Origin of the sequence: Amycolatopsis sp. GA6-003, assembly GCF_046267895.1 — a bacterium.
GTDB lineage: Bacteria > Actinomycetota > Actinomycetes > Mycobacteriales > Pseudonocardiaceae > Amycolatopsis.
The window spans coordinates 5,315,735-5,337,113 of sequence record NZ_CP176499.1 but is presented as its reverse complement, the minus strand read 5'-3'; the positions used below and the strand labels follow the sequence as shown (position 1 = coordinate 5,337,113).

Annotated in this window: 18 protein-coding genes; 9 read left to right on the top strand and 9 right to left on the bottom strand. The window is 70.4% G+C overall.

Annotated elements, in window-relative coordinates; genetic code table 11:
* Positions 1–123: 123 nt before the first annotated feature.
* Positions 124–1,155, bottom strand: coding sequence for a hypothetical protein (locus F9C12_RS23975; RefSeq protein WP_409461912.1), 1,032 nt, complete (start codon positions 1,153–1,155; stop codon positions 124–126).
* Between the two features lie 296 nt (positions 1,156–1,451).
* Between F9C12_RS23975 and F9C12_RS23970 the strand changes: the two genes are divergently transcribed.
* From F9C12_RS23970 to F9C12_RS23960, 3 genes are read left to right on the top strand one after another with little or no spacing between them, the layout of a single operon-like run.
* A complete protein-coding gene (locus tag F9C12_RS23970) occupies positions 1,452–2,657 on the top strand; it encodes an AI-2E family transporter (RefSeq protein WP_409184088.1) in 1,206 nt (401 codons plus the stop codon).
* A complete protein-coding gene (gene macS / locus F9C12_RS23965) occupies positions 2,654–3,787 on the top strand; it encodes a MacS family sensor histidine kinase (protein ID WP_409184087.1) in 1,134 nt (377 codons plus the stop codon). The genes F9C12_RS23970 and macS overlap by 4 nt, the downstream gene beginning before the upstream one ends.
* Entirely contained in the window at positions 3,784–4,440 is a 657-nt protein-coding gene (locus tag F9C12_RS23960) for a response regulator (RefSeq protein WP_409461911.1), read from the top strand. Before macS ends, F9C12_RS23960 begins: the two co-directional genes overlap by 4 nt.
* A gap of 2 nt (positions 4,441–4,442) precedes the next feature.
* On the opposite strand, the gene F9C12_RS23955 is transcribed toward F9C12_RS23960, so the two are convergent.
* Positions 4,443–5,495 carry a hypothetical protein gene (locus F9C12_RS23955; protein ID WP_409461910.1) on the bottom strand — a complete coding sequence of 351 codons (1,053 nt, stop codon included), beginning with the start codon at positions 5,493–5,495 and terminating at the stop codon, positions 4,443–4,445.
* 72 nt (positions 5,496–5,567) lie between these two features.
* Between F9C12_RS23955 and F9C12_RS23950 the strand changes: the two genes are divergently transcribed.
* Positions 5,568–6,230, top strand: a complete 663-nt coding sequence (locus F9C12_RS23950; protein ID WP_409461909.1) for a DUF1707 domain-containing protein — start codon at positions 5,568–5,570, stop codon at positions 6,228–6,230.
* Between the two features lie 54 nt (positions 6,231–6,284).
* Here F9C12_RS23950 and ptsP read toward each other — a convergent pair whose 3' ends face one another.
* Together ptsP and F9C12_RS23940 are read right to left on the bottom strand one after the other, a co-directional pair.
* A complete protein-coding gene (ptsP, locus tag F9C12_RS23945; protein ID WP_409461908.1) occupies positions 6,285–7,961 on the bottom strand; it encodes a phosphoenolpyruvate--protein phosphotransferase in 1,677 nt (558 codons plus the stop codon).
* Between the two features lie 192 nt (positions 7,962–8,153).
* Complete coding sequence (locus tag F9C12_RS23940) at positions 8,154–9,023, bottom strand: ribokinase (RefSeq protein WP_409461907.1); 870 nt, start codon at positions 9,021–9,023, stop codon at positions 8,154–8,156.
* A 344-nt stretch (positions 9,024–9,367) separates the two neighbouring features.
* Between F9C12_RS23940 and F9C12_RS23935 the strand changes: the two genes are divergently transcribed.
* Positions 9,368–10,105: a TetR/AcrR family transcriptional regulator gene (locus F9C12_RS23935; RefSeq protein WP_409184081.1), complete on the top strand. Its 738-nt coding sequence runs from the start codon at positions 9,368–9,370 to the stop codon at positions 10,103–10,105.
* On the opposite strand, the gene F9C12_RS23930 is transcribed toward F9C12_RS23935, so the two are convergent.
* Positions 10,102–10,839, bottom strand: a complete 738-nt coding sequence (locus tag F9C12_RS23930; protein WP_409461906.1) for a 3-oxoacyl-ACP reductase family protein — start codon at positions 10,837–10,839, stop codon at positions 10,102–10,104. The genes F9C12_RS23935 and F9C12_RS23930 overlap by 4 nt on opposite strands.
* A 151-nt stretch (positions 10,840–10,990) precedes the next feature.
* Between F9C12_RS23930 and F9C12_RS23925 the strand changes: the two genes are divergently transcribed.
* Both F9C12_RS23925 and F9C12_RS23920 read left to right on the top strand, forming a co-directional pair.
* On the top strand, positions 10,991–11,866 hold the full coding sequence (locus F9C12_RS23925) for an ABC transporter ATP-binding protein (protein ID WP_409461905.1): 876 nt from the start codon (positions 10,991–10,993) through the stop codon (positions 11,864–11,866).
* Positions 11,863–12,630, top strand: coding sequence for a hypothetical protein (locus F9C12_RS23920; protein ID WP_409461904.1), 768 nt, complete (start codon positions 11,863–11,865; stop codon positions 12,628–12,630). The genes F9C12_RS23925 and F9C12_RS23920 overlap by 4 nt, the downstream gene beginning before the upstream one ends.
* A gap of 7 nt (positions 12,631–12,637) precedes the next feature.
* Here F9C12_RS23920 and F9C12_RS23915 read toward each other — a convergent pair whose 3' ends face one another.
* From F9C12_RS23915 to F9C12_RS23905, 3 genes are all read right to left on the bottom strand, one after another.
* A complete protein-coding gene (locus tag F9C12_RS23915; protein ID WP_409461903.1) occupies positions 12,638–13,267 on the bottom strand; it encodes a hypothetical protein in 630 nt (209 codons plus the stop codon).
* 51 nt (positions 13,268–13,318) lie between these two features.
* On the bottom strand, positions 13,319–16,207 hold the full coding sequence (gene leuS, locus F9C12_RS23910) for a leucine--tRNA ligase (RefSeq protein WP_409461902.1): 2,889 nt from the start codon (positions 16,205–16,207) through the stop codon (positions 13,319–13,321).
* Positions 16,208–16,365: 158 nt separating this feature from the next.
* Complete coding sequence (locus tag F9C12_RS23905; RefSeq protein WP_409461901.1) at positions 16,366–17,526, bottom strand: esterase-like activity of phytase family protein; 1,161 nt, start codon at positions 17,524–17,526, stop codon at positions 16,366–16,368.
* Between the two features lie 65 nt (positions 17,527–17,591).
* On the opposite strand from F9C12_RS23905, the gene F9C12_RS23900 reads away from it, so the two are divergent.
* Entirely contained in the window at positions 17,592–18,011 is a 420-nt protein-coding gene (locus F9C12_RS23900) for an SdpI family protein (RefSeq protein WP_409461900.1), read from the top strand.
* On the opposite strand, the gene F9C12_RS23895 is transcribed toward F9C12_RS23900, so the two are convergent.
* Positions 18,008–18,589 (bottom strand): YqgE/AlgH family protein, encoded by a 582-nt coding sequence (locus F9C12_RS23895; protein ID WP_354735848.1) that lies wholly within the window; start codon positions 18,587–18,589, stop codon positions 18,008–18,010. The genes F9C12_RS23900 and F9C12_RS23895 overlap by 4 nt on opposite strands.
* A 1,433-nt stretch (positions 18,590–20,022) precedes the next feature.
* On the opposite strand from F9C12_RS23895, the gene F9C12_RS23890 reads away from it, so the two are divergent.
* Positions 20,023–21,348, top strand: coding sequence for an MFS transporter (locus F9C12_RS23890; RefSeq protein ID WP_409461899.1), 1,326 nt, complete (start codon positions 20,023–20,025; stop codon positions 21,346–21,348).
* Positions 21,349–21,379: the final 31 nt, after the last annotated feature.

Here is a 21,379-nt window from a genome sequence, read left to right as displayed (position 1 = left end):
GCACCGGGGAATGCGTGCGCCGGAAATTGCGCAGCGCGCGAAAAACCCGCGGGTTATCTGTCGATGACGGCGACGGCGCGCGAAGGCGGCCGTGGGCGTCAAAGACCCCGCGGGTGAAGTGGATCAGTCAGGAGTGACGCCGGGCTGCTCGCCCGGGGTGCGCGGCGTGTGCGCGAGGCCGGTGCGGGTCGAACCCGCCACGGCGTTGTCGACGGCGGCGGCGACCCAGGAGGGAACGCCGAAGTTCAAACCGTCGAGGTGTCCGCCGGGCGCGGTGTTGCCACCGGCCGGGGAGTTCGGGATGGAAAGCGGCACGGCGGGAAGCTGCGCCGGGGTGAACGGAGCATCGGGCAGGCCGCGGTCGCCGTCGTGGCGCTGCGGCAGTTCGGCTCCCTGCACCGGAACGGCGGACTGCGCGTCCATCGCCGGGAAGACCGACTGCAGTGCGTCGGAGGTGGTCATCGCGGCGGCGCCGAGGTTTTGCTCCGCCTCGGCGGGCTGCTCGGGAATGCCGGGCGCGGGACTCTGCTCGGAACCGGACGCGGGCGCGAGCGGCAGGTTCGGCAGGTCGACCAGGTCCGTGGGCGCGCTCGGGTCGAGCAGAGCCCACAGCTTCCGGCCGAAGTCCTGTGCGGCGGGCGGCGGGGTGGTCGCGTCGGCGATCACCTGGCGCGCGTCCTCCGGCTTGCGCGCGATGTGCTCGAGCGAGCCGAGCGTGCGCTGCACCGGCTTGACGACCGCGTGGCGGCCGAGGTCGCTCACCGCGTCGCTGACCTTTCCGGCGGCCTGCTGGCCCTCGGAGAGGTCGGCGCGGTGCGGACCGGCGAACTGCTCGAGCGAACAGGAGGGCCGCGTCGTGCCTGGTTCAGACCACGTGGTGGCTCCCTGACCGCACGACGCAAGCCCTTGCGCCGCACCGGCGACGTCGCCCGCGAACCGGGCCACGCCGTCGGTGACGTCGCCGATTCCGGCGGCCGTCGCGTCGGTGACCGGCGTGACGCTCGCGTCGACCGGGTCCGCCGAAGCGGCGGAAGAGGAGACGGCCCACGCGGCCGCGGTGGCCGCGAGCGCGCCGCCGACGACGAACAACGCACGCGACGCGAGACGGCCGAAGCGCGTCGCGCCCCGCCTCTCGTGCACAGCGTCGTTCGTCACAGGTGATTTCTCCTCGGGTAAAAAATGATTTCGGTTTTTCGGCGGAACGGCACAGTTCCGCGGCGGTGCGAAACCGAGACAACCAAATTTGTGGTCCGCCGCGCATCCTTGACACGACTTGATGCCACCATCGTGTGAACAACACAGAGTGTGGCCGGGTCTCACGATGGGTCATTCCCGGAGAAGAAGGGCGGTTACTCCGGAGTCGGTTGGCGAGTCCCGGCGAAGCGGTGATTCACACCGACCGGTGGGGCGATCCGCCCGGTTCCGGTCGACGGGGCCGATACGGTTGACCCGTGAGCCAGCCAGGGCGCGGACAACGCGAACACCGGTCCCTTTCCGAACCAGTCGCCGACGTCACCGGCTTCATCCCGCGCGGCCTGCGCGTATCCGCCGCGCTGTCGTGGCGTTTCATCGTGGTGATCGCCGCGCTGTACGCGGTGGTGTGGCTGCTGGGCTATCTGTCCTCGGTCGTCGTGCCGGTGTCGATCGCGCTGCTGCTTTCGGCGCTGCTGGCCCCGGCGGTGTCGCGGCTCGTGCAGATCCGCTTCCCGCGCGGGCTCGCCACGGCGATCGTGCTCGTGGCCGGGCTCGCCGTGCTCGGCGGGCTGCTGACGTTCGTGATCACCCAGTTCTCCAGCGGCCTCCCCGAACTGCAGCAGCAGCTGACCACGAGCCTCAACCAGATCAAGGACTGGCTGATCAACGGCCCGCTGCACCTGCGCCAGGAGCAGATCCAGGACTTCATCAACCAGGCGATCGGCTTCCTGCAGAACAACCAGGCCTCGCTCACCACCACCGCGCTGACCACCGCGGGCACCGTCGGCGAGATCCTCACCGGCTTCGTGCTGACGCTGTTCGTCACGATCTTCTTCCTCGCCGGCGGCGACGGCATCTGGACGTTCCTCGTGCGCGGCGTGCCGCAGCGGGTGCGCAACCGGGTCAACGTGGCGGGACGGCGCGGGTTCGCGTCGCTGGTCAGCTACATCCGCGCGACGGCGGCGGTGGCCGTGGTCGACGCGGTCGGCATCGGCATCGGGCTGTGGATCGTCGGCGTGCCGCTGGTGATCCCGCTGGCGACGCTGGTGTTCCTCGGCGCGTTCATCCCGATCATCGGCGCGCTGATCACCGGCGGCGTCGCGGTGCTGATCGCGCTCGTGTCGAAGGGCGTCATCGGCGCGGTGGTCGTGCTGGCCATCGTGGTCGGCGTGATGCAGCTGGAAAGCCACGTGCTGCAGCCGTTGCTGCTCGGCCGCGCGGTGCGGCTGCACCCGCTCGCGGTGGTGCTGGCGATCGCCACCGGACTGGTCGCCGCGGGCATCGCGGGCGCGCTGCTCGCGGTGCCGCTGCTGGCCGTGCTCAACGCCGGGGTCCGGTCGCTGCTGCACGAACACGATCCCGATCCGGCGACCGTGGACTCGTTGCACAGCCAGGCCGCCAACCCGAACGACGACCCCGAAGAGGGCGGCGACCCCGAAGAGAGCACAGAAGACAAGAAGTGAGCGTTCGTCCCACCCGAGACCCGGCGACGCCGCTGTGGCGCGGTGTCGTGGTGCTGCGTGTCGTCACGTGGCTGTTCGCGCTGGCTGTGGTGATCGCGCACCACCCGGACTTTCAACGGCCGTGGCTGGCCTGGCTCGTTGTCGGCGTGATGGGCGCGTGGTCTGCCGCGTCGAGTCTCGCGTACGTGCGCGAGAGCGGACGGCACCGCTGGCTGGTGATCTTCGACGTCGCGCTCACCACGGCGCTCATGCTCACCTCGCCGTGGATTCTTTCCGACGCGCAGTACGAAGCAGCTTCGCCGTTGATCACCACAGTGTGGGCAGCGGTCGGCCCGCTCGCGGCGGCGACGCGCTTCGGCGCGCGCGGCGGCGTAGTGGCGGGCCTCGTCGTCGCAATCGGTACTGGCATCGCGCGCGAAAAGATCGACCTCGACGTGGTCCGCGACGGCGTGCTGTTGTGCGCGAGCGGTCTCCTTGTCGGCATGGCGGCGACGCTCGCGCGTACGTCGGCCGAAGCACTCGCGCGCGCACTTCGCACCGAGGCAGCGACAGCCGAGCGCGAACGGCTCGCGCGCTCGATTCACGACAGCGTGCTTCAGGTTCTCGCGCGCGTACGGCGGCGCGGTCTCGAAGTAGGCGGGGAAGCAGCCGAACTCGCGCAGCTCGCGGGGGAGCAGGAGATCGCGTTGCGCGCGTTGGTGAGCAGCGAGCCGACGCGGTCCGGCGACACCGCGGACCTCCGTTCGGCATTGCAGCTGCTGGCGACCACGTCGGTGCAGGTGTCGACCCCGGCCGGAACGGTGGACCTGCCCGCGCACGTCACCGAGGAACTCGTCGCGGTCACCCGCGAAGCACTGGCTAACGTGGAGAAACACGCTGGTCCGGACGCGCACGCCTGGGTGCTGCTGGAGGACCTCGGCGACGAGGTCGTGGTGAGCATCCGCGACGACGGACCGGGAATCGAGGGCGGCAGGCTGGAACGAGCGGCGGCCGAGGGCCGTCTCGGAGTAGTGAAGTCGATTCGCGGCCGGGTGGAAGACCTCGGCGGGACCGCGGTGCTGGACAGCGCTCCCGGCCGGGGCACGGAGTGGGAAGTGCGGGTGCCAGCCACGATGAGGGACGGGCGATGACGGAACGGACGATTTCCGTGATGGTGGTGGACGACCACCCGATCTGGCGCGACGGCGTGGCCCGCGATCTGTCCGAGAACGGGTTCGAGGTGGCCGCGACCGCGCCGGACGCCCCGGCGGCGATCCGGATCGCGCGCACGGTGCGGCCGGACGTGGTGCTGATGGACCTGAACCTCGGCGGCACGTCCGGCGTCGAGGCGACCCGCGAGATCACCACGGCGGCCCCGGACACGCGCGTGCTGGTGCTTTCGGCCAGCGGCGAGCACAGCGACGTGCTGGAAGCGGTGAAGGCGGGCGCGTCCGGCTACCTGGTGAAATCGGCGTCCGCGGCGGAGCTGGTGGACGCGGTGCGCCGGACCGCCGACGGCGATCCGGTGTTCACCGCCGGACTGGCGGGTCTGGTGCTCGGCGAGTACCGGCGGATGGCGGATGCTCCGGACGGCGCTCCGGAACCGCCGCGGCTCACCGACCGGGAGACCGACGTGCTCCGGCTGGTCGCGAAGGGACTGACCGCGCGGCAGATCGCGGAACGGCTGGTGCTGTCGCACCGGACGGTGGAAAACCACGTGCAGTCGACGTTGCGCAAGCTCCAGCTGCACAACCGGGTCGAGCTGGCCCGGTACGCGATCGAGCACGGGCTGGACGAGGACTGACCTCAGGAGGTCGCGACCCCGGCGGCCTGCTGCGCCGGGGCGAGTTTCGCCTTCCCCAGCCGCCAGGCCGGTTCGCCCGGATGCCACGCGCCGACGACCCCGTCGTCGAGCACCAGGTCGCCCGCTTCGGTCCATTCCAGGCCGGAGTGCTTCAGGTTCTCCGTCGAAAACGGCATCGACGGCGCTTGCTGCCAGGTGCCGTCGGCCAGGTTCAACAGCCACAGGTCCCGGGTTTGCGTGCCGGTTCCGGGGAACGACGGGGTGCCGAAATCGACCGCGGCGACGTTGCCGTCCCGGCTGGGCAGCACGTACGGATGGGGCTGCGGCACCGGCAGGGTCACCGATTTCCGCGCGCCGCTGCGCAGGTCGAGCACGGCCAGATCGGTCAGCCCGCCTAGGACGAGCCGATCGCCGGCGGCGGCGAGAATGCGCGGCGACTGCTGCACGGTGCGTCCGGTGGCCGGGTCGATCAGGACGTCGACGGTCTCCGCGGTTCCGCCGCCGACGGTGATCAGCAACCCGTGCGCCGTCTCCACCCGGACAAGCGTGCGGCACGACGCCACGGTGCCCCGGCCGAACGAGTCGCCGGTGAGCGCGACGTGCTCCAACCGGCAGAGGTCTGGACCGTCCTCGCGGATCAGCCACACGCTGGTGCCGTCCGCGCCCGCTGCCGCGCTCACCGCCTTGCCGAGCGACCGCGGGGGCGAAAGTCCCAGGTAGACGTACACGTCGGCGGGCGCGCAGCCGGACTGCTGGCAGGTCGGCGCGGTCAGCACGACCGGGGTGTGGCCGACGCGCAGCACCGACACCACCCGCGGCCCGCCAGGCACGCCGGGCAGGGTGCCGCGCACGCCCGAGTCGGCGTCGAACACCGTCGGCGGCGACGTGGCCAGCAGCAATTCCACGCCGATGCCGCCGGTGGCGACGAGTCCGTCGAGGCCAGTCGGCGGCGGGGTGGTCGGAGCCGGGCGCGGCGAACTCGGCGGGAGAACGGGTGCGGGAGGCCCGCTCGTGCACGAGGTCAGCAGACAGCCGGCCGCGACCAGCGCGGCCAACGCGCGGAGTACGGGTCCGTTCAGGGTTTTTCCCCGATCTGCCAGCGGAAACCGAGTTCTACCATCGATGCCATGGCCGAGGAAGAGACGATCGCCGCGCAGCCCGCGACCGAGACCAAGCCGTTGACCGCGCGCGACATCCGGGTGTCCGACGACGAACGCGAGCACGTCGTCGGCGTGCTGCAGAAAGCCATCGGACAGGGGATGCTCACCCTCGACGAGTTCACCGAGCGCACCGACCAGGCGCTCGCCGCCCGCACCCGGGGCGAGATCAACGCCGTCCTCGCCGATCTGCCCGGGCTGGTGCACCCCGGCGCGGCCCCGCAGTACTCGCCGCTGCCCGACCCGCCCGGCTACGGCCCGAATCCCGGGCTCGGCCAGCGGCTCGAACTCAACGCCAAGTACTCGTCGCTGCAGCGCAGCGGCCCGTGGCAGGTGCCTGCCGCGATGGTGGTGCGCAACAAGTACGGCAGCACCAAACTCGATTTCACCGAGGCCCGCGTCGCCACCCCGGTGGTGCAGATCGAACTCGACGCGAAGTGGGGTTCGGTCGAGCTGATCATCCCGCAGCACGCGGCGGTGGACTACAACTCGATCACCGAGATCAAGTTCGGCTCGCTCGACGACAAGACCGGAAGCAACGGCCGCGCGGGCACCCCGCGCTACGTGCTGACCGGCCGCATCCATGGAGGCTCGCTGGTCATCCGCCACCCTCGGCGGGGCATCTTCGGCTGACCAGCGCCCGGCGCCGGATCCGGTTCCCATCTCTCGCCCGGATCCGGCGTCCCCTCAGCGGGAGACGGCGTCCGCGACCGCCTTGCGCGCCGCGACCGGATCGGCGGTGGCCAGCGCCGCCGCCGCGATTTCGCGAGCCTGTTCCCGCGACACCGTGGCCAGGCTCGCGCCGACCGCCCGGATCGCCGGGGCGTTCATCGACAAACTCGTCAGGCCGAGCCCGGCCAGCACCAGCGCGAGCCGCGGGTCGGCGGCCGCTTCGCCGCACACGCCCGCCGGTTTGCCGGTCGCTTCCGCGGCGTCGCCGATCAGCTTCAGCAGCCGCAGCAAACCGGGCTGCCACGGGTCGTTCAGCTTCGCCACCGCGCCGAGCTGACGGTCGGCGGCGAACGTGTACTGCGCCAGGTCGTTCGTGCCGACGGACACGAAATCGACCACGCCGAGGATTTCCCGCGCCAGCACCGCGGCGGCGGGGATCTCGATCATCACGCCCGCCCGCGCGATCCCGGCGGCCCGCACGCGCTCGGCGAACCAGGCGGCTTCCTCGACGGTGCCGACCATCGGTGCCATCACCGAAACTTCCGCGCCGGAGTCCTCCGCCGCGCCCGCGATGGCCTCGAGCTGCCGGTCGAGCACCTCCGGCCGGTCGAACGCGATCCGCAGGCCGCGGACACCGAGCGCCGGGTTGGGCTCGTCGTCCGGGGACAGGAACGCGAGCGGTTTGTCCGCGCCCGCGTCCAGCGTGCGCACGATGACCGGCTTGCCGCGGAACGGCGAAAGCACTGCGGCATAAGCTTTTCGCTGCTCTTCGACGGACGGCTCGGCCGGTGCGTCGAGGTAGCAGAATTCGGTGCGGAACAGCCCGACACCCTCCGCGCCCGCGTCCGCGGCGGCCTGCGCGTCCGCCGGGGAGCCGACGTTGCCGTACACCTTCACCCGGTGCCCGTCGGACAGTTCGCCCACGCCGTTCCACTCGGCCGGACCGGACGCGGCGGCGGTGACGATCGGCGCGGACTCCTCGACCGCCTCGATCAAGCCGGTGTCGCCGTCGACCGACAGCGCCTTGGCGTCGGAGGCCAGCAGCCCGCGCACCGCGACGACCGCCGGAATTCCCAGCGCCCGCGCGAGAATCGCGGTGTGGCTCGTGGGGCCGCCTTCCTCGGTGACCAGCGCGAGCACCTTCGCCGGGTCGAGCCCCGCGGTGTCGGCCGGGGCCAGGTCGCGCGCGACGAGGACGCTCGGCGACGACAGTTCGGGAACCCCGGGCGGGGCGATGCCGAGCAGTTCGGCGACGAGCCGGTCGCGCACGTCCCGGACGTCGCGGACCCGCTCGGCCATGTACCCGCCGGCGGCCGCGAGTGCTTCCGCGAACCCTTCGGCGGCCTGGTGGACGGCGCGGGCCGCGGGTAGGTTCCGCGCCGTCACCAGCTGTTGGGCCTGAGTGGCGAGCGCCGGGTCGGCGGCCATCGCGGCGGTCGTGACCAGGATCGTCGCGGCCTCGCCGGTGGCGGCCTCGGCCTGCGCCTCCAGCCGGGCGGCGACCGCGCGCGCGGCGGGTTCGATCCGGGCCGCCTCCGCCGCCGGATCGTCCGGCGCGGGCGTGCTGGCGGGTTCCCCGAGCGGCTCGGCGACCCGCACGACGGGTCCGCTCGCGCGTCCGGGGCTCACCGCGACCCCGGTCAGCGAGGAACCGGCAGCGGACTCGGCCGGAGCGGCAGCACTCTCAGACATGGTCTAGACCATAGCTCACCGAGGCGGCGAACTCCCGGGGCGCCGCACCCGTTTCCCGATTTCGCACCCGTTCGACCACCGCCAGCCACCTCCTCGCGCCGCCGGGCGCGGGCCAGTTCCGCGCGTCCGGCCCGGCAAAGTCTGCCGGAAACCCCAGGTCTTCGCCGAGTCCGCGACCCGGCCCGGGGTGAGTCAGTCCAGTTCGGCGGCGGTCGGATAGGACGGCTGGGCACCACGGCGCGTCACCGTCACGGCAGCCACCTTGACCGCCCGCTCGGCGGCTTCGACCAGGTCAGCGCCTTCGGCGAGAGCCGTCGCCAGCGCACCCGCGAACGCGTCGCCCGCGCCCGTCGTGTCGACCGCATCGACCTGGGGCGACTCGACCGTTGTCGACTTGTCGCCTTCCAGCACCGCCGCACCCTTGGCTCCGAGCGTGACGACCGCCGCGCGCGGGCCGAGTTCGAGCAGCTTGCGCGGGTCAGCGTCGTCCGAGCCAAGCAGGTAGGCCGCCTCGTGCTCGTTGACCAGCAGGACGTCCAGCGCGGCCAGCGTTTCCCGCGACACCTCGGCCGCCGGGGACAGGTTGAGCAGCACCCGCACGCCTTTTTCGCGCGCCCGCACCACCGCGCGTTCGATCGTCGGCAGCGGCACTTCCAGCGAGGCGACGAGCACGCGGACGCCGTCCAGCACCTTGTCGGTGATGTCGCCGGGTTCCAGCGCGGAGTTCGCGCCGGGGGAGACGAGGATTGAGTTTTCCCCGTCCGGAGTCACGGTGATGTACGCGATTCCGGTAGGCCGATCCACAGTGCGCACGAATTGCGTATCGACACCCGCATTAGCCAACGAATCCCGCAGCAATCGACCGTAGGGATCGTCGCCGACCGCGCCGAGCAACGCGACGTCCGCGCCGAGTTTTCCCGCCGCGACCGCGGTATTCGCGCCCTTGCCGCCGGGGGACAACGCGGTGTCGCCGCCCAGCACCGTCTCGCCGCCGCCAGGCCGCCGGTCGACCGGCACCACCAAATCGGCATTCGCGGAGCCGACCACCAGTACCGCACTCATGACCGCCACTCTGCCACGGCCCGTCCTTTCCGCCATCGGCGCCCGAAAGTGAAAGCGTTTGTAACTTTCTTGGCGCTCAGTGCGACAATCAGGCGGAACAGCGGCGGTCCGTCACTCGATCGGGGGATCCGTATCCCCCAGGCGTCACTTCGGTGCCGGGCTTCGCTCTTCTTCGAGCGTCACTGGCCTCGAGCCGATGGCGTTGCCCCGACCGGAAGCGCACCGGAGAGGGCATCGGGTCGCCGGCGCCGATCACGTAGCCCCCCGAGTGATCGGCGTCGGCGGCGCCCCGGTTCTTCGCGCCAGTCGCCGAAATCGGTGTCCAGACCACCTAGACTGCCCAGATGAGCAGCCCCACACGCAGGGGTCGCGCGCGAGCGGCTACCGAATCCGACATCCGCCGGACCGCGCGGAACCTGCTGGTAGGCCAGGGCCCGGAAGCCGTCACGCTGCGGGCCATCGCCCGGGAGCTGGGGATCACCGCACCGGCTCTGTACCGCTACTACGAATCCCGCGACGACCTGCTGGAAAACCTCCGCCTCGACGTCTGCACCGACCTCGCCGCCGAACTCGCCGAGGACATCGCGGAGCTGAAGGACGAGGGCCTGCTGCAGCTGTTTCAGATCTGCAAGGGCTTCCGCCGCTGGGCGCTCACGCACACCAAGGAATTCACCCTGGTGTTCGCGTCGCCGACCGGGGCCACCGGCACCGCGACCGGCAGCGCGCTGCGCAGGCTCGACGAGCCGTTCGGCCGGATCTTCCTCGCCGCGGCCGGCCACGTGCTCGCCCAGCACGACCTGGTCATGCCGCCGAACGACGTGGTCCCGCCCGAACTCCGCGACGACCTCACCGCGTTCCAGGAAGACCTGCTCACGGTGCTCAAGGAGTCCGGGCGGGAAATCCCGCCGGAGAAGCTGGACCTCGGGCTCACCTACCTGATGATCACCTTCTGGGCGCGGCTCTACGGCCACGTCACCCTCGAGGTGTTCGGCAATTACCCGATCCCGGTGTCCAAACCGGACGTGCTGTTCGAGGCCATGCTCACCGACCTCGCCCGCGACGTCGGCCTCTACCGCGATTAGGCCGCGTGCCCGCCGTCGACCGAGATGGTCGAGCCGGTCACGTACGCGCTGGCCGGCGAGGCGAGGAACGCCACCGTGTCCGCCACTTCCGCGGGCTTGCCGTACCGGCCGACCGCGGTCATCGACGCCTGATCCGCGGCGTACGGGCCGCCGGCCGGGTTCATGTCGGTGTCGGTCGGGCCCGGGTGCACCAGGTTCACCGTCACGCCGTTCGGAGCCAATTCGCGGGCCAGCGCCTTGGTCATGCCGACCATGGCGGACTTGCTGACCGCGTACAGCACCATCCCCGGCCCCGGCACGCGATCGGTCACGCAGCTGCCGATCGTGATCACCCGGCCGCCCTCGCCGAGGTGCTTGGCCGCCGCCTTGGTCGCGGCCAGCACGCCGCGCACGTTCACCGCGAGCACGCGGTCGACGTCGTCCATCCCAGTCTGGGCGAGAGGTCCGACGAAACCGACGCCCGCGTTGTTGACCAGCACGTCCAGCCGCCCGAACTCGCCGATCGCCGCTTCCACCGCGGCCTCCACGGCCGCCGGATCCGCGCTGTCCGCACCGACCGCGAGCGCGCGCCGCCCGAGCGCCTTGATCCGGTCGGCCACGTCCGCCGCCTGCTCGGCGTTCACCGCGTAGGTGAGCACCACGTCCGCCCCAGCCTCGGCGAGCCGCAGTGCTGTCGCCGCACCGATCCCGCGGCTCCCGCCAGTCACCAGCGCCACTTTGCCGTCGAGGTTCATGTCCGTCCTTTCCGTTTGTTTCGCTTTCAACCATCGAAGCGCCGGACGACGGGCGAAGCTGGCGTCTTTCGGTCGTGGCGGTTCGAATCCGCACCCGGGCGGCCACAGCGTGTGACAAACTGCCAGCGGGAAAACGGGGGAGGGGGACGGGTTGCTGCACGTCCAAGAACTGGTGAAGGTCTACGGCCAACGCCGCGTGGTCGACACCGTGTCGTTCAGCCTGCGGCCGGGCACGGTGACCGCGTTTCTCGGCCCGAACGGTGCGGGCAAATCGACCACGCTGCGGATGATCTGCGGCCTGACCACGCCGACGTCCGGCGCCGCGACCATCGCCGGCCGCCGCTTCGGCGAGTGGCCCAACCCGGCGCACGTCGCGGGCGTACTGCTCGACGCGTCCGCCGTGCACCCTGGCCGCACCGGCAGGCACCATCTGCTCAACGCCGCGAAACTGATGCGGCTGCCCGCCGCCCGGGTGGACCAGGTGCTCGGGCAGGTCGGGCTCTCCGACGCGGCGAACCGGCGGATCGGCAAGTACAGCCTCGGCATGCGGCAGCGGCTCGGCATCGCGCAGGCGCTGCTGTGCGATCCGCCGGTGCTGATCCTCGACGAACCGATCAACGGCCTCGACCCGGACGGCATCCGCTCCACGAGGCAGTTGCTGCGCGGGTACGCCCAGCGCGGCGGCACCGTGCTGCTGTCCAGCCACGTACTGTCCGAAGTGGACCAGACCGCGGACCGCGTGGTGATGATCGGCCAGGGCCGCGTCGTCGCCGACGGACCGCTGGAGAGCTTCGCCGGACCGGCCCGCACGCTCATCCGCACCGCCGACCTGCCCCGGCTGACCTCCGCGCTGCGCCACGCCCGGCTCGAACTGCGCCAGACCAGCGTGGACGGGGTGTCCGTCGCCGCCCCGCTGAAACAGGTGTCCGACCTCGCGTTCGCCGCCCGCGTGCAAGTGCTGGAGCTGCGCGAGGAACAGCAGAACCTGGAAGAGCTTTTCTTCCGGCTCACCGGAGGAGCCCGATGATCCCGGCACCGGCGCCCGCGTGGCAGGCCCCCGCTCAGCGGCGCGCGTCGTTCGGCACCGTGGTGGGCGTCGAGCTGCGGAAGATGACCGCGACGGTGGCGGACAAGATCCTGGTGCTCTCCGCGCCGGTCCTGCTGGTGACGCTGGCGCTGCTGTTCCTGCAGGGCGGGATGCGCGACTACACGCTCGACAAGCAGCTGCTGCCGGTGTTCCTCACGATCCGGCTCGGCGCGGTGCTGATGAACGTCGTGCTCGTGAAGCTGATCGCCGCCGAATGGCATTACCGCAGCGCGCAGCCGACCCTGCTCGCCCAGCCGTCGCGGCTGCGCTACGTGCTCGCGCAGGCCACCATCGCGTTCGGAGTCTGGCTGGTCGCTTCGGGGTTGAACCTCCTGATGACGTTCACTTACTACCGAAGCCGGCTCGACGCCTACGACACCCAGTTCCTCCTCGACGCCCGGCCGGGCGCGATGGCCGGGACGATTCTGCTCGGCGGGTTCTGCATGACCCTGTTCGCGGTCACCATCGGCTGGCTGATCCCCAACACCGCCGGAGCGATCACCGCCTACGTCCTGCTGTCTCTGCTGTTCGTGTTCCTGCAGAGCGGCATCGACTACGCGGGATGGGTCGATCCGGCCGAACCCGCGCGGCAGCTCGCCGGGATCGCCAAGCACGGGCCGGTCGCGCTGACCACCTCGCTGGCGGTGTGGATCGGACTGGCCGGGGTCGCGATCTGGCGGGCGGGCACGCGCGAAGCGGCGTGACCCCGGGTCAACCGGCCAGCGAGCCGCCGCCGGGGTCGACCGTGTTCAGGTAGTCCTCGGCGGCCTTCTGCGCGTCCGGGCAGAACCGCTGCGCGGTCTGGCGATCGACGTCGACACTGTCGCCGGGCACCGGACCGTTGCCCCGTTCGGCTCCGACCCGGACGGTGAGCACCTGCAGCGAACCGGTATTCACCGCGACCACGCAGCCGTATCCCTCGAGCTGGGAAACCGCGTAGTAGCGGTCCAGCACCAGCATCCGGCGGAAGTGGTGGACGCTGTAGTCGTAGACCTTCCACCAGCCGGGCCACGGGTCCGGGATGCGCTGGTCCGGGTCCATCGAGCCGACCTCGACCTGCGTGCCCGCCGACCGCTTCAGGACGCAGGCCTTGGCGTACGGGTTGTACCTCGGCGAACTGGCGCCGAGAGCGCCCAGCAACTGCGGATTCTTCTCGAACTGCGAGCAGTCGCCGGGGAACAGCTTCGGCCGGCTCGTGATGACCGGCAGCGTGTCGTACGCGATCGAATCCGCCGGCAACCGCGGCGCGGGTTTCCCCGGCGGCGGAGCGGGCGCGACGGCGCAGCCGGAAAGCACTGCCGCTGCCACGACAGCTACCGCGGTGATCGCTCGGCTACGCACGGGCAGCACGTTACCGGCCCGGGATCGGCTCCCGGGCCGGAACGCGCATTTTCAGAGCACGATGTTGACCAGCCGGCCCGGCACCACGATCACCTTGCGCGGCGTCTTGCCGCCGACCAGCGCGGCGATCTTCTCGTCCGCCAGCGCGGCCGCCTGCACCGCGTCGTTCTTCGCGTCCGCGGGCACGGTGATCCGCGAGCGGACCTTGCCGTTGACCTGGATCGGGTACTCGACCGAGTCCTCGACCAGGTACTTCTCGTCCACGACCGGGAACGGCCCGTGCACCAGCGAATCGGCGTGGCCCATCCGGTGCCACAGCTCCTCGGCGATGTGCGGGGCCAGCGGAGCCAGCAGCAGCACCAGCGGTTCGGCCAGTTCGCGCGGGGTCGCCGGGGTCGAGCCGTACACCTTGGTCAGGTGGTTGTTCAGCTCGATCAGCTTCGCGCCCGCGGTGTTGAACCGCATCTCCGCGTAGTCCTCGCGGACCCCGGCGATGGTGCGGTGCAACAGTTTCCGGTCCGCCTCGGTCGCCTCGTCCGCGGAGACCCGCAGCTCGCCGGTCTGCTCGTCGACCACCAGCCGCCACAGCCGCTGCAGGAACCGGTGCGCGCCGACGACGTCCTTGGTCGCCCACGGCCGCGACATGTCCAGCGGGCCCATCGACATCTCGTACACGCGGAAGGTGTCCGCGCCGTAGGTGTCCGACATTTCGTCCGGCGTCACGGCGTTCTTCAGGCTCTTGCCCATCTTGCCGTATTCCTGCTTGACCTCTTCGTCGCCGAAGAAGAACTTGCCGTCGCGCTCGACGACCTCTTCCGCGGGTACGTACACGCCGCGCTTGTCGGTGTAGGCGAACGCCTCGATGTAGCCCTGGTTGAACAGGCGGCGGTACGGCTCCTTCGAGGAGACGTGGCCCAGGTCGTACAGCACCTTGTGCCAGAACCGGGAGTACAGCAGGTGCAGCACCGCGTGCTCGACGCCGCCGACGTACAGGTCCACGCCGCCCGGGTCGTCCACGCCGTGCTCGGCCGGGCGCGGGCCCAGCCAGTACGCCTCGTTCTCCGGCGCGCAGAACACGTCCTTGCTCGCCGGGTCGACGTAGCGCAGCTGGTACCAGCAGGAACCGGCCCACTGCGGCATGACGTTGGTGTCGCGGCGGTACTTCTTCGGCCCGTCGCCCAGGTCCAGGGTGACCTCGACCCAGTCCTTCGCGCGCGACAGCGGCGGCGACGGCTCGGAGTCGGCGTCGTCCGGGTCGAAGGTCTTCGGCGAGTAGTCGTCGATCTCCGGCAGCACGACCGGCAGCTGGTCCTCGGGCAGCGCGATCGGCAGGTTGTTCTCGTCGTAGACGATCGGGAACGGCTCGCCCCAGTAGCGCTGGCGGGCGAACAGCCAGTCGCGCAGCTTGTACTGCACGGTGCCCTCGCCCGCGCCGCGGTCCTCCAGCCAGGCGATGATCGTCTTCTTGGCGTCCGCGACGCCCATGCCGTTCAGGTCGACGGTGTCGTTGGCGGAGTTGATCGCCGGCCCGTCGCCGGTGAACGCCTCGCCCTCGAAGCCCTCGCCCGGGTCGACCGTGCGGATGATCTCCAGCTCGAACTTCTTCGCGAAGTCGTAGTCGCGCTGGTCTTGGGCGGGCACCGCCATGATCGCGCCGGTGCCGTAGCCCATCAGCACGTAGTCGCCGACGAAGACCGGGATTTCCTTGCCGTTGACCGGGTTCACCGCGTAGGTGCCGGTGAAGACGCCGGTCTTCTCCTTGTTCTCCTGCCGGTCCAAATCGGACTTGCGGGAGGCGGCGGCCCGGTACGCGGCGACGGCCTCGGCGGGCGTCTTCGCGCCGCCGGTCCAGCTCTCCGGGTGCTCGCCCGGCCACTGGTCCGCGGTCAGCTTCTCCACCAGCGGGTGCTCCGGCGCGATCACCATGTAAGTCGCGCCGAACAGCGTGTCCGGACGGGTGGTGAAGACCTCGATCTTCTCGTCGCCCGCGGCGAACGAGACGCGCGCGCCCTGCGAGCGGCCGACCCAGTTGCGCTGCATGGACTTGACCTTCTCCGGCCAGTCCAGCAGCTCCAGGTCGTCGACCAGGCGGTCGGCGTACGCGGTGATCCGCATCATCCACTGGCGCAGGCTCTTGCGGAACACCGGGAAGTTGCCGCGATCGCTGCGCCCGTCCGCGGTCACCTCCTCGTTCGCGACGACGGTGCCCAGGCCGGGAGCCCAGTTCACCGGAGCCTCGGAGATGTAGACCAGCCGGTGGTCGTCGATGATCTTGCGCTGCTCGACGGTGCTCAGCTCGGCCCACGGACGGCCGTCGGGCGTCGCGCGCTCGCCCGCCGCGTACGCCTTCTCCAGCTCCTCGATCGGACGCGCCTTGCGGGCGTCCTCGTCGTAGTAGGAGTTGAAGATCTGCAGGAAGATCCACTGGGTCCACTTGTAGTAGTCCGGGTCGATCGTCTCGATCGACCGGCGCTCGTCGTGGCCCAGCCCCAGCCGCTTCAGCTGGCGGCGCATGGTGGCGATGTTCTGCTCGGTCGTGGTGCGCGGATGCGTGCCGGTCTGCACCGCGTACTGCTCGGCGGGCAGGCCGAACGCGTCGTAGCCCAGCGTGTGCAGCACGTTCCGGCCGATCATCCGGTGGTACCGCGCGTAGACGTCGGTGCCGATGTAGCCCAGCGGGTGCCCGACGTGCAGGCCGGAACCGGAGGGGTACGGGAACATGTCCTGCACGAACAGCTTGTCCGAGGGCACCGGCTCGCCCGCTTCCGCGAGCGGGCCGACCGGGTTCGGCGCGTGGTAGGTGCCGTGGTCGGACCAGTGGTCCTGCCAGCGCTGCTCGATCTGCCCGGCCAGCTCCGCGGTGTAGCGGAACGGCGGGGTTTGCTCAGCGTCCGCGACGTTCTTCGCCGCGGCCCCGGTGGCCTCGTCAGACCCTGTCATCGCCGTCTTCCTCCGTGTCGAGCCACTCCAGAAACAACTCGACCCCCCAAGCCAGAAGGCATGAGGGGTCGCCGCGCCGAGCCGGTCATCGGACCAGGTCAGCGCGGCAAGCCAAGGAGCAGCCGAGCCGTGTTCACGCACTCATCGTAACGCGCTGGTCAAAGCCGTTCCGACGGGACCGCCAAAGCGACGACCTGGGTGACCTGGGTCGCGGAGAAGTTGTTATCGCTCACGAGCACGAGACTGCGTTCCCCGGACGGCAGCGCCGGGCCCCAGGTCATTCCCTCGATGTTGTCCACAGTGGAGAGCGGCAGGTCGGAGAGGTCGGCGAGCAGCTTCTTCTTGACCGGCTTGACGTGCTTCGCGTCTTTCAGGGACGAGGTGTGCAGGACGTTCGTGGCACCGGTGGTGTCGATCTCGAAAATGCGCACCTTGTTGCCGACCCCGGTGACGAAGGACCGTTCCATCATCAGGAATTTCGTCGGGTCCGCCTGGTTCACCGCGAGCATCGAGGAAACGCCGGTGTCCGCGAATCCGGTGGCGGGCTTCGGCGCGGCGAAAAGCTTCTCCTGCGGATATGCGTATTGCGCGAGCACCGGCCCGAACCGGCTCTGCAGGGTGATCCGCGACAACGCCCCCGACGTCGGCGTGGGCGGCGGGCCGTCCTGCAGCAGCGGGGCCTCGACTTCGCTGGCGAGCAGGGTGCCGAATCCGGTGTAGGCGAGTCCTTCGAGGACGTAATTGCGCCGCGGACCAGCGTCCGGAGTCATCCGCTCGTTGGCGGGCAGCGGCAGGTCGCGGACGTAGTGCCCGTCGCGCGTGGCTTCGCGGATCGACGGCTGGATCAGGTGCTGGTCCGCGAGCCGGTCGCCTTCCTGCGACCAGACGTAATGCCCGGTCCACGGGTCGACGCGCAGTTCCTCGGGGTCGATCGTCTGCTCGTTCTGCGGAGCGGACGGATCGTTCTTGGCGAGCGGCGGGTAAGGCGTGCCGTCCGGGCGCAGCAACGGTTGCGTGCCGGTGAAGGTGACCGGCCCCACTCCCTTGGCGCTGACGTCGAACTTCGCGGTGTAGAAGCGAGCCGGGTTGATCGCGGAGCGGTCGTCGCTGATGAAGACGTACCCGCCGGTGCGCGGATCGAAGTCGACCGAGGACAGCCCGCCGACTGTGGTGGCGTGGAACTGCAGGTTGTGCGGCACGAGCTGCTCGCCGAGCAACCGGACCGGACGCGGCGCGGCATTCGCGGTCGCGGGAACGAGCAAGGACAGCGTGACGATCCCGGCGGCGGCGAGCAGCCGGTGTCGCGTGGACGAAGACATGGCCCGTAGCACAGCCGACGAGGGTATCCGGGACATTGCCGCGAGGTCACGCTTATCCTCAAGGGGTGTTCGCTATCGCGCTCGTCCCGATCGTCCTTGGTGTCGTCGTCGGCTGGGGTGGATTCCTCGGCGTGCGCGGACGGCTGAGCAGGGCGAGCGGGGCCGGAGTCCGGACCGAAGCCTCGATGCGCAGCGAAGAGGCGTTCAAACTGGCCAACCGGGTCGCCGGAATCCCGACCCTGGCCGGCGGCGGCGCCGCGGTCGTCTGCGGACTCGCCGGTCTCGCGATTCCCTCCACGGCGGGCCTGGTGGCCGCCGCGATCGTCGGACTGCTCGGCCTGCTGGTGATGGTCGTCGCCGGAGCCCGGATGGGCGCGCGAGCGGCCCTGACCGTGCCCGCCCCGTCGCCGGTCCCGGCCGGCTGCAGCGGCTGCGCGTGCGGCGCAGGCGGCTGCGGAGTCCTGCAGAAGTCCAGCGAGGCTTAATTTCGCTGCAAATCGCCGGGGTGAGTGGCCAGCAACGCGAGCGGCACCCCCTGGCGGCGCAGCACCTGCCCCCACAGATCCCGGCTCGGCGGCGCGAGAATGTCGCTGGGCAAGGCGGGGACGATCACCCAGTCCTCGCGCTCGATCTCGCCCGCGAGCTGCCCCGAATCCCATCCGGCATAGCCCGCGAAGACGCGCACGCCCCGCACCTTGGGCACGAGCACTTCAGGATCGCTGTCCAGATCGACGAGCGCGACCGGCCCCCGCACCGCGACCACCCCCGGAACACTGGAAGCGGACTCCCCAGTCCGCAACGCCGCGAGACACAACGCGGTCTTCTTGTCGACCGGCCCGCCGACGAACACCGACTGCGGCTCCGCGACATGCGCGCCCCACCCCGGCAAGACGTCGTTCACCGGCACATCGGACGGCCGGTTCAAGACCACCCCGAGCGTCCCCTCCGCCCGATGATCGATCACGAACACCACCGTCCGCTTGAAGTTCGGGTCGAACATCGTGGGTGCGGCGACCAGGAGCGTTCCCGGTTCAACCTCGGCGTCCGCTGGCACGCCACCCATGATCCCATCACCCGCCGAAGGAAATCCTCCCGGCACGGGAACACCAGCACCACGCGCCCCGTTGAGAACAGTGAGCCGGCGCACTCGTGTCCCCCGGGCTCACTGAAGAACCGCCTTTGTGGAATACCGGTCCGGCCGGAGCCACACTGCGCCAAGCCGCCGAGAGGCGAAACGAGTGCGCCGGTGTCAGCTCCTCCTGTTCGGTGCTTTCAGCACCTTCCCCCGTCCACCGGCGCCGTGTCGCCCGGGGGGCCGAGCCCCCCGGACCCCCGCGGTGCCTTCGGTGCGGTTTCGACGGGGTTGGGTCTTGGGCCGGTCAGGCTTTGGCTGGGGTGTTGCGGTGTGCGTTCGCTGTGGGAAATCGCATGGTCTGACGGGTTTTTGTCTTTAGTTCGCGGTGCTCCGGGGGCGACGTCGGTGGTGCGGCTGCGAGATCTCTCGCTTTGCTTTGGTCGCGGCCGTGGGTTCCTCCGACTCTCTGGTCTCACCTCGTCGCGCCTGCGGGGCCTCTGTAGATCTAGCCTCGTTGGGGCTCGGCCGCCCCTATTTCTCCCGTCCCGTTTCGCCTGCAGGATCTCCTGCAGGCCTGCCCTCGCTGGGTCCACGGCGTTCACCCTCTCGCCTCACCACGCCCGCAGGGCCTCCAGCAGACCTTGCCCTCCCTGGGTCGCGGCGTTCCGTCTCACCTCACCGCGCCCCCCAGGGCCTCCAGCGGACCTGCCCACGCTGGATCGCGGCCGCCGCGTTCACCCTCTCGCCTCGCCGCGCCGCGGGACCTCCAGCGGACCTGCCCTCCCTTGGCTGCGGTCGCTGCGTTCTCCCTCTCGCCTTGCCGTGCCCGCGGGGCCTACTGCGGGCCTAGGCTCGTTGGGCGTGGCCGCTGCGTTTTTCTCCTCTTCCCGTCTCGCCTTGCCGTGCCCGCAGGGTCTCCTGCGGGCCTAGCTTCGCTGGGCGTGGCTGCTGCGTTTTCCCGTCTCTCCCGCCTCGCCTCGTTCGCAGGGCGTCCTGCGGCTCTAGCCTCGCTGGGGCCCGGCCGCCTCATTTCTTCCGTCCCGTTTCGCCTGTAGGACTGTCTCGCTTGGGTGCGGCCGCTGCGTTCTCTCGTATTGCCTCGCTGTGCTCGCGGGGCCTTTTGCAGCCCTCTCCTCGCTGGGGTGCGGCGCTGTGTTCTTCGTGTCTCTCTCGTTTCACCTCATTGCGCACGCAGGGCGTCCTGCCGCTCTAGCTGTCGTGGTGGGCTTGTCTCGTCGTGTTTTGGCGCGCTATGCCGGTTGTGGTGTCGGGTCTCGTGCGTTTTGGGGCTGCGGGTTTGTTGGGGGTACGCGGGTTCGGGGCTTTCGGGTTGGGGGTGGGTTGGGCGTTGGTGGGGGTTGGTTTGTGTTGCGCTGTTTTTTAGTGGGGGTTTTGTCGGGCCGGGTCGGTAGGGTTGGGGGGTGGAGGTGGTGGGGGAGCGGGGCCAGGCGCGCAGGTTCGACAGGCAGCTGGTTCGGGATCCGTTGTTTCGGCGGTTGCTGTTCACGCGATTCGCGGCGCAATGGGGGGACGGGGTTTTCCGGGCCGGGTTGGCCGGGGCCGTTTTGTTCAATCCCGAGCGGGCGGCTGATCCGCTGGCCATCGCGGAGGGGTTCGCTGCCTTATTGCTGCCGTATTCGCTGGTAGGACCGTTCGCCGGGGCGTTGCTCGACCGGTGGGACCGGCGGCGGGTGCTCGTGTTCGCCAATCTCGTGCGGGCCGCGGCGATCGTGGCGTCCGTCTTCGCGGTGGGGGCTGGGGTCGGCGGGATCGGGTTGTTTTCGCTCGCGTTGCTCGCGGAGGGGATCAGCCGGTTCATCGGGTCTGGGCTGTCCGCCGCGTTGCCGCACGTCGTGGAGCCGCGGGCGGTGGTTGCCGCGAACGCGGTGGCGGCGACGCTCGGGTCGGCGATCGCGGTCGTCGGCGGCGGGTGTGCGATCGGGTTGCGGGCGGTGTTCGGATCTGGCGACATCGGGTCCGCGGAGACCACGGCGTTCGCTGCCGCCGGGGCGTTGCTGTCGGCGTTTCTCGCGCATCGATTCGCCAAGGGAGTTCTCGGGCCGACTGTTGTCGACGAGCCGACTAATCCCGTGGTGGCGGTCGCGCGCGGGCTGGCGGACGGAGCCAGGCACGCGTGGCGGGCGCCTAGCGTCACGGCTGGGTTCATCGCGTTGTTCGCGCATCGCGCCGCGTACGGGATTTCGTTGCTGCTCAGCGTATTGCTGATGCGCAATTACTTCACCGACGACGGGATTTTCCGCGCCGGACTGCCCGGCCTCGGGCAGCTGGTCGGGTGCGCGGGGGCGGGCATCCTCGTCGCGGGACTGGTGACGGCTCGGCTGATCCGGTCGCTCGGGCGGACGCGAGCCGTGCTGGGGTCGTTGCTCGTTTCGGCGGTCGCGCAATCCGCGCTCGGGTTGCCGATGCTGCTGCCGCTGGCGTTGATCGCGTCGTTCCTGATCATGGGGACCGGTCAGGTCGTGAAACTGTCCGTCGACTCGTCGGTGCAGCTCGACGTCGCGGACGAGGCTCGCGGACGGGTCTTCGCGCTCTACGACACCCTGTTCAACATCACCCAGGTGGTGGCGGTGTCGGTCGCGGCGATCTTCGTCAAGGACAACGGGTACTCGCCCGAGCTGATGGTGGCCGCGACCGCGCTCTACCTGCTGGGCGGGGCCGGATATCTACTGGCCCGCCGACGGCGCGGCGATTCGCTGCCGCAAACCGTTGACGCCAAACGGGGGTAGTAACACACCGTCTGGCATTAGGGTGACTTGT

Excerpts from the sequence above, each read along its gene's own strand:
- F9C12_RS23960 (WP_409461911.1), top strand. The coding sequence starts at position 3,784 with ATGACGGAACGGACGATTTCCGTGATGGTGGTGGACGACCACCCGATC.
- F9C12_RS23950 (WP_409461909.1), top strand. The coding sequence starts at position 5,568 with ATGGCCGAGGAAGAGACGATCGCCGCGCAGCCCGCGACCGAGACCAAG.
- ptsP (WP_409461908.1), bottom strand. The coding sequence starts at position 7,961 with ATGTCTGAGAGTGCTGCCGCTCCGGCCGAGTCCGCTGCCGGTTCCTCG.
- F9C12_RS23940 (WP_409461907.1), bottom strand. The coding sequence starts at position 9,023 with ATGAGTGCGGTACTGGTGGTCGGCTCCGCGAATGCCGATTTGGTGGTG.
- F9C12_RS23935 (WP_409184081.1), top strand. The coding sequence starts at position 9,368 with ATGAGCAGCCCCACACGCAGGGGTCGCGCGCGAGCGGCTACCGAATCC.
- F9C12_RS23930 (WP_409461906.1), bottom strand. The coding sequence starts at position 10,839 with ATGAACCTCGACGGCAAAGTGGCGCTGGTGACTGGCGGGAGCCGCGGG.
- F9C12_RS23920 (WP_409461904.1), top strand. The coding sequence starts at position 11,863 with ATGATCCCGGCACCGGCGCCCGCGTGGCAGGCCCCCGCTCAGCGGCGC.
- leuS (WP_409461902.1), bottom strand. The coding sequence starts at position 16,207 with ATGACAGGGTCTGACGAGGCCACCGGGGCCGCGGCGAAGAACGTCGCG.
- F9C12_RS23905 (WP_409461901.1), bottom strand. The coding sequence starts at position 17,526 with ATGTCTTCGTCCACGCGACACCGGCTGCTCGCCGCCGCCGGGATCGTC.
- F9C12_RS23895 (WP_354735848.1), bottom strand. The coding sequence starts at position 18,589 with ATGGGTGGCGTGCCAGCGGACGCCGAGGTTGAACCGGGAACGCTCCTG.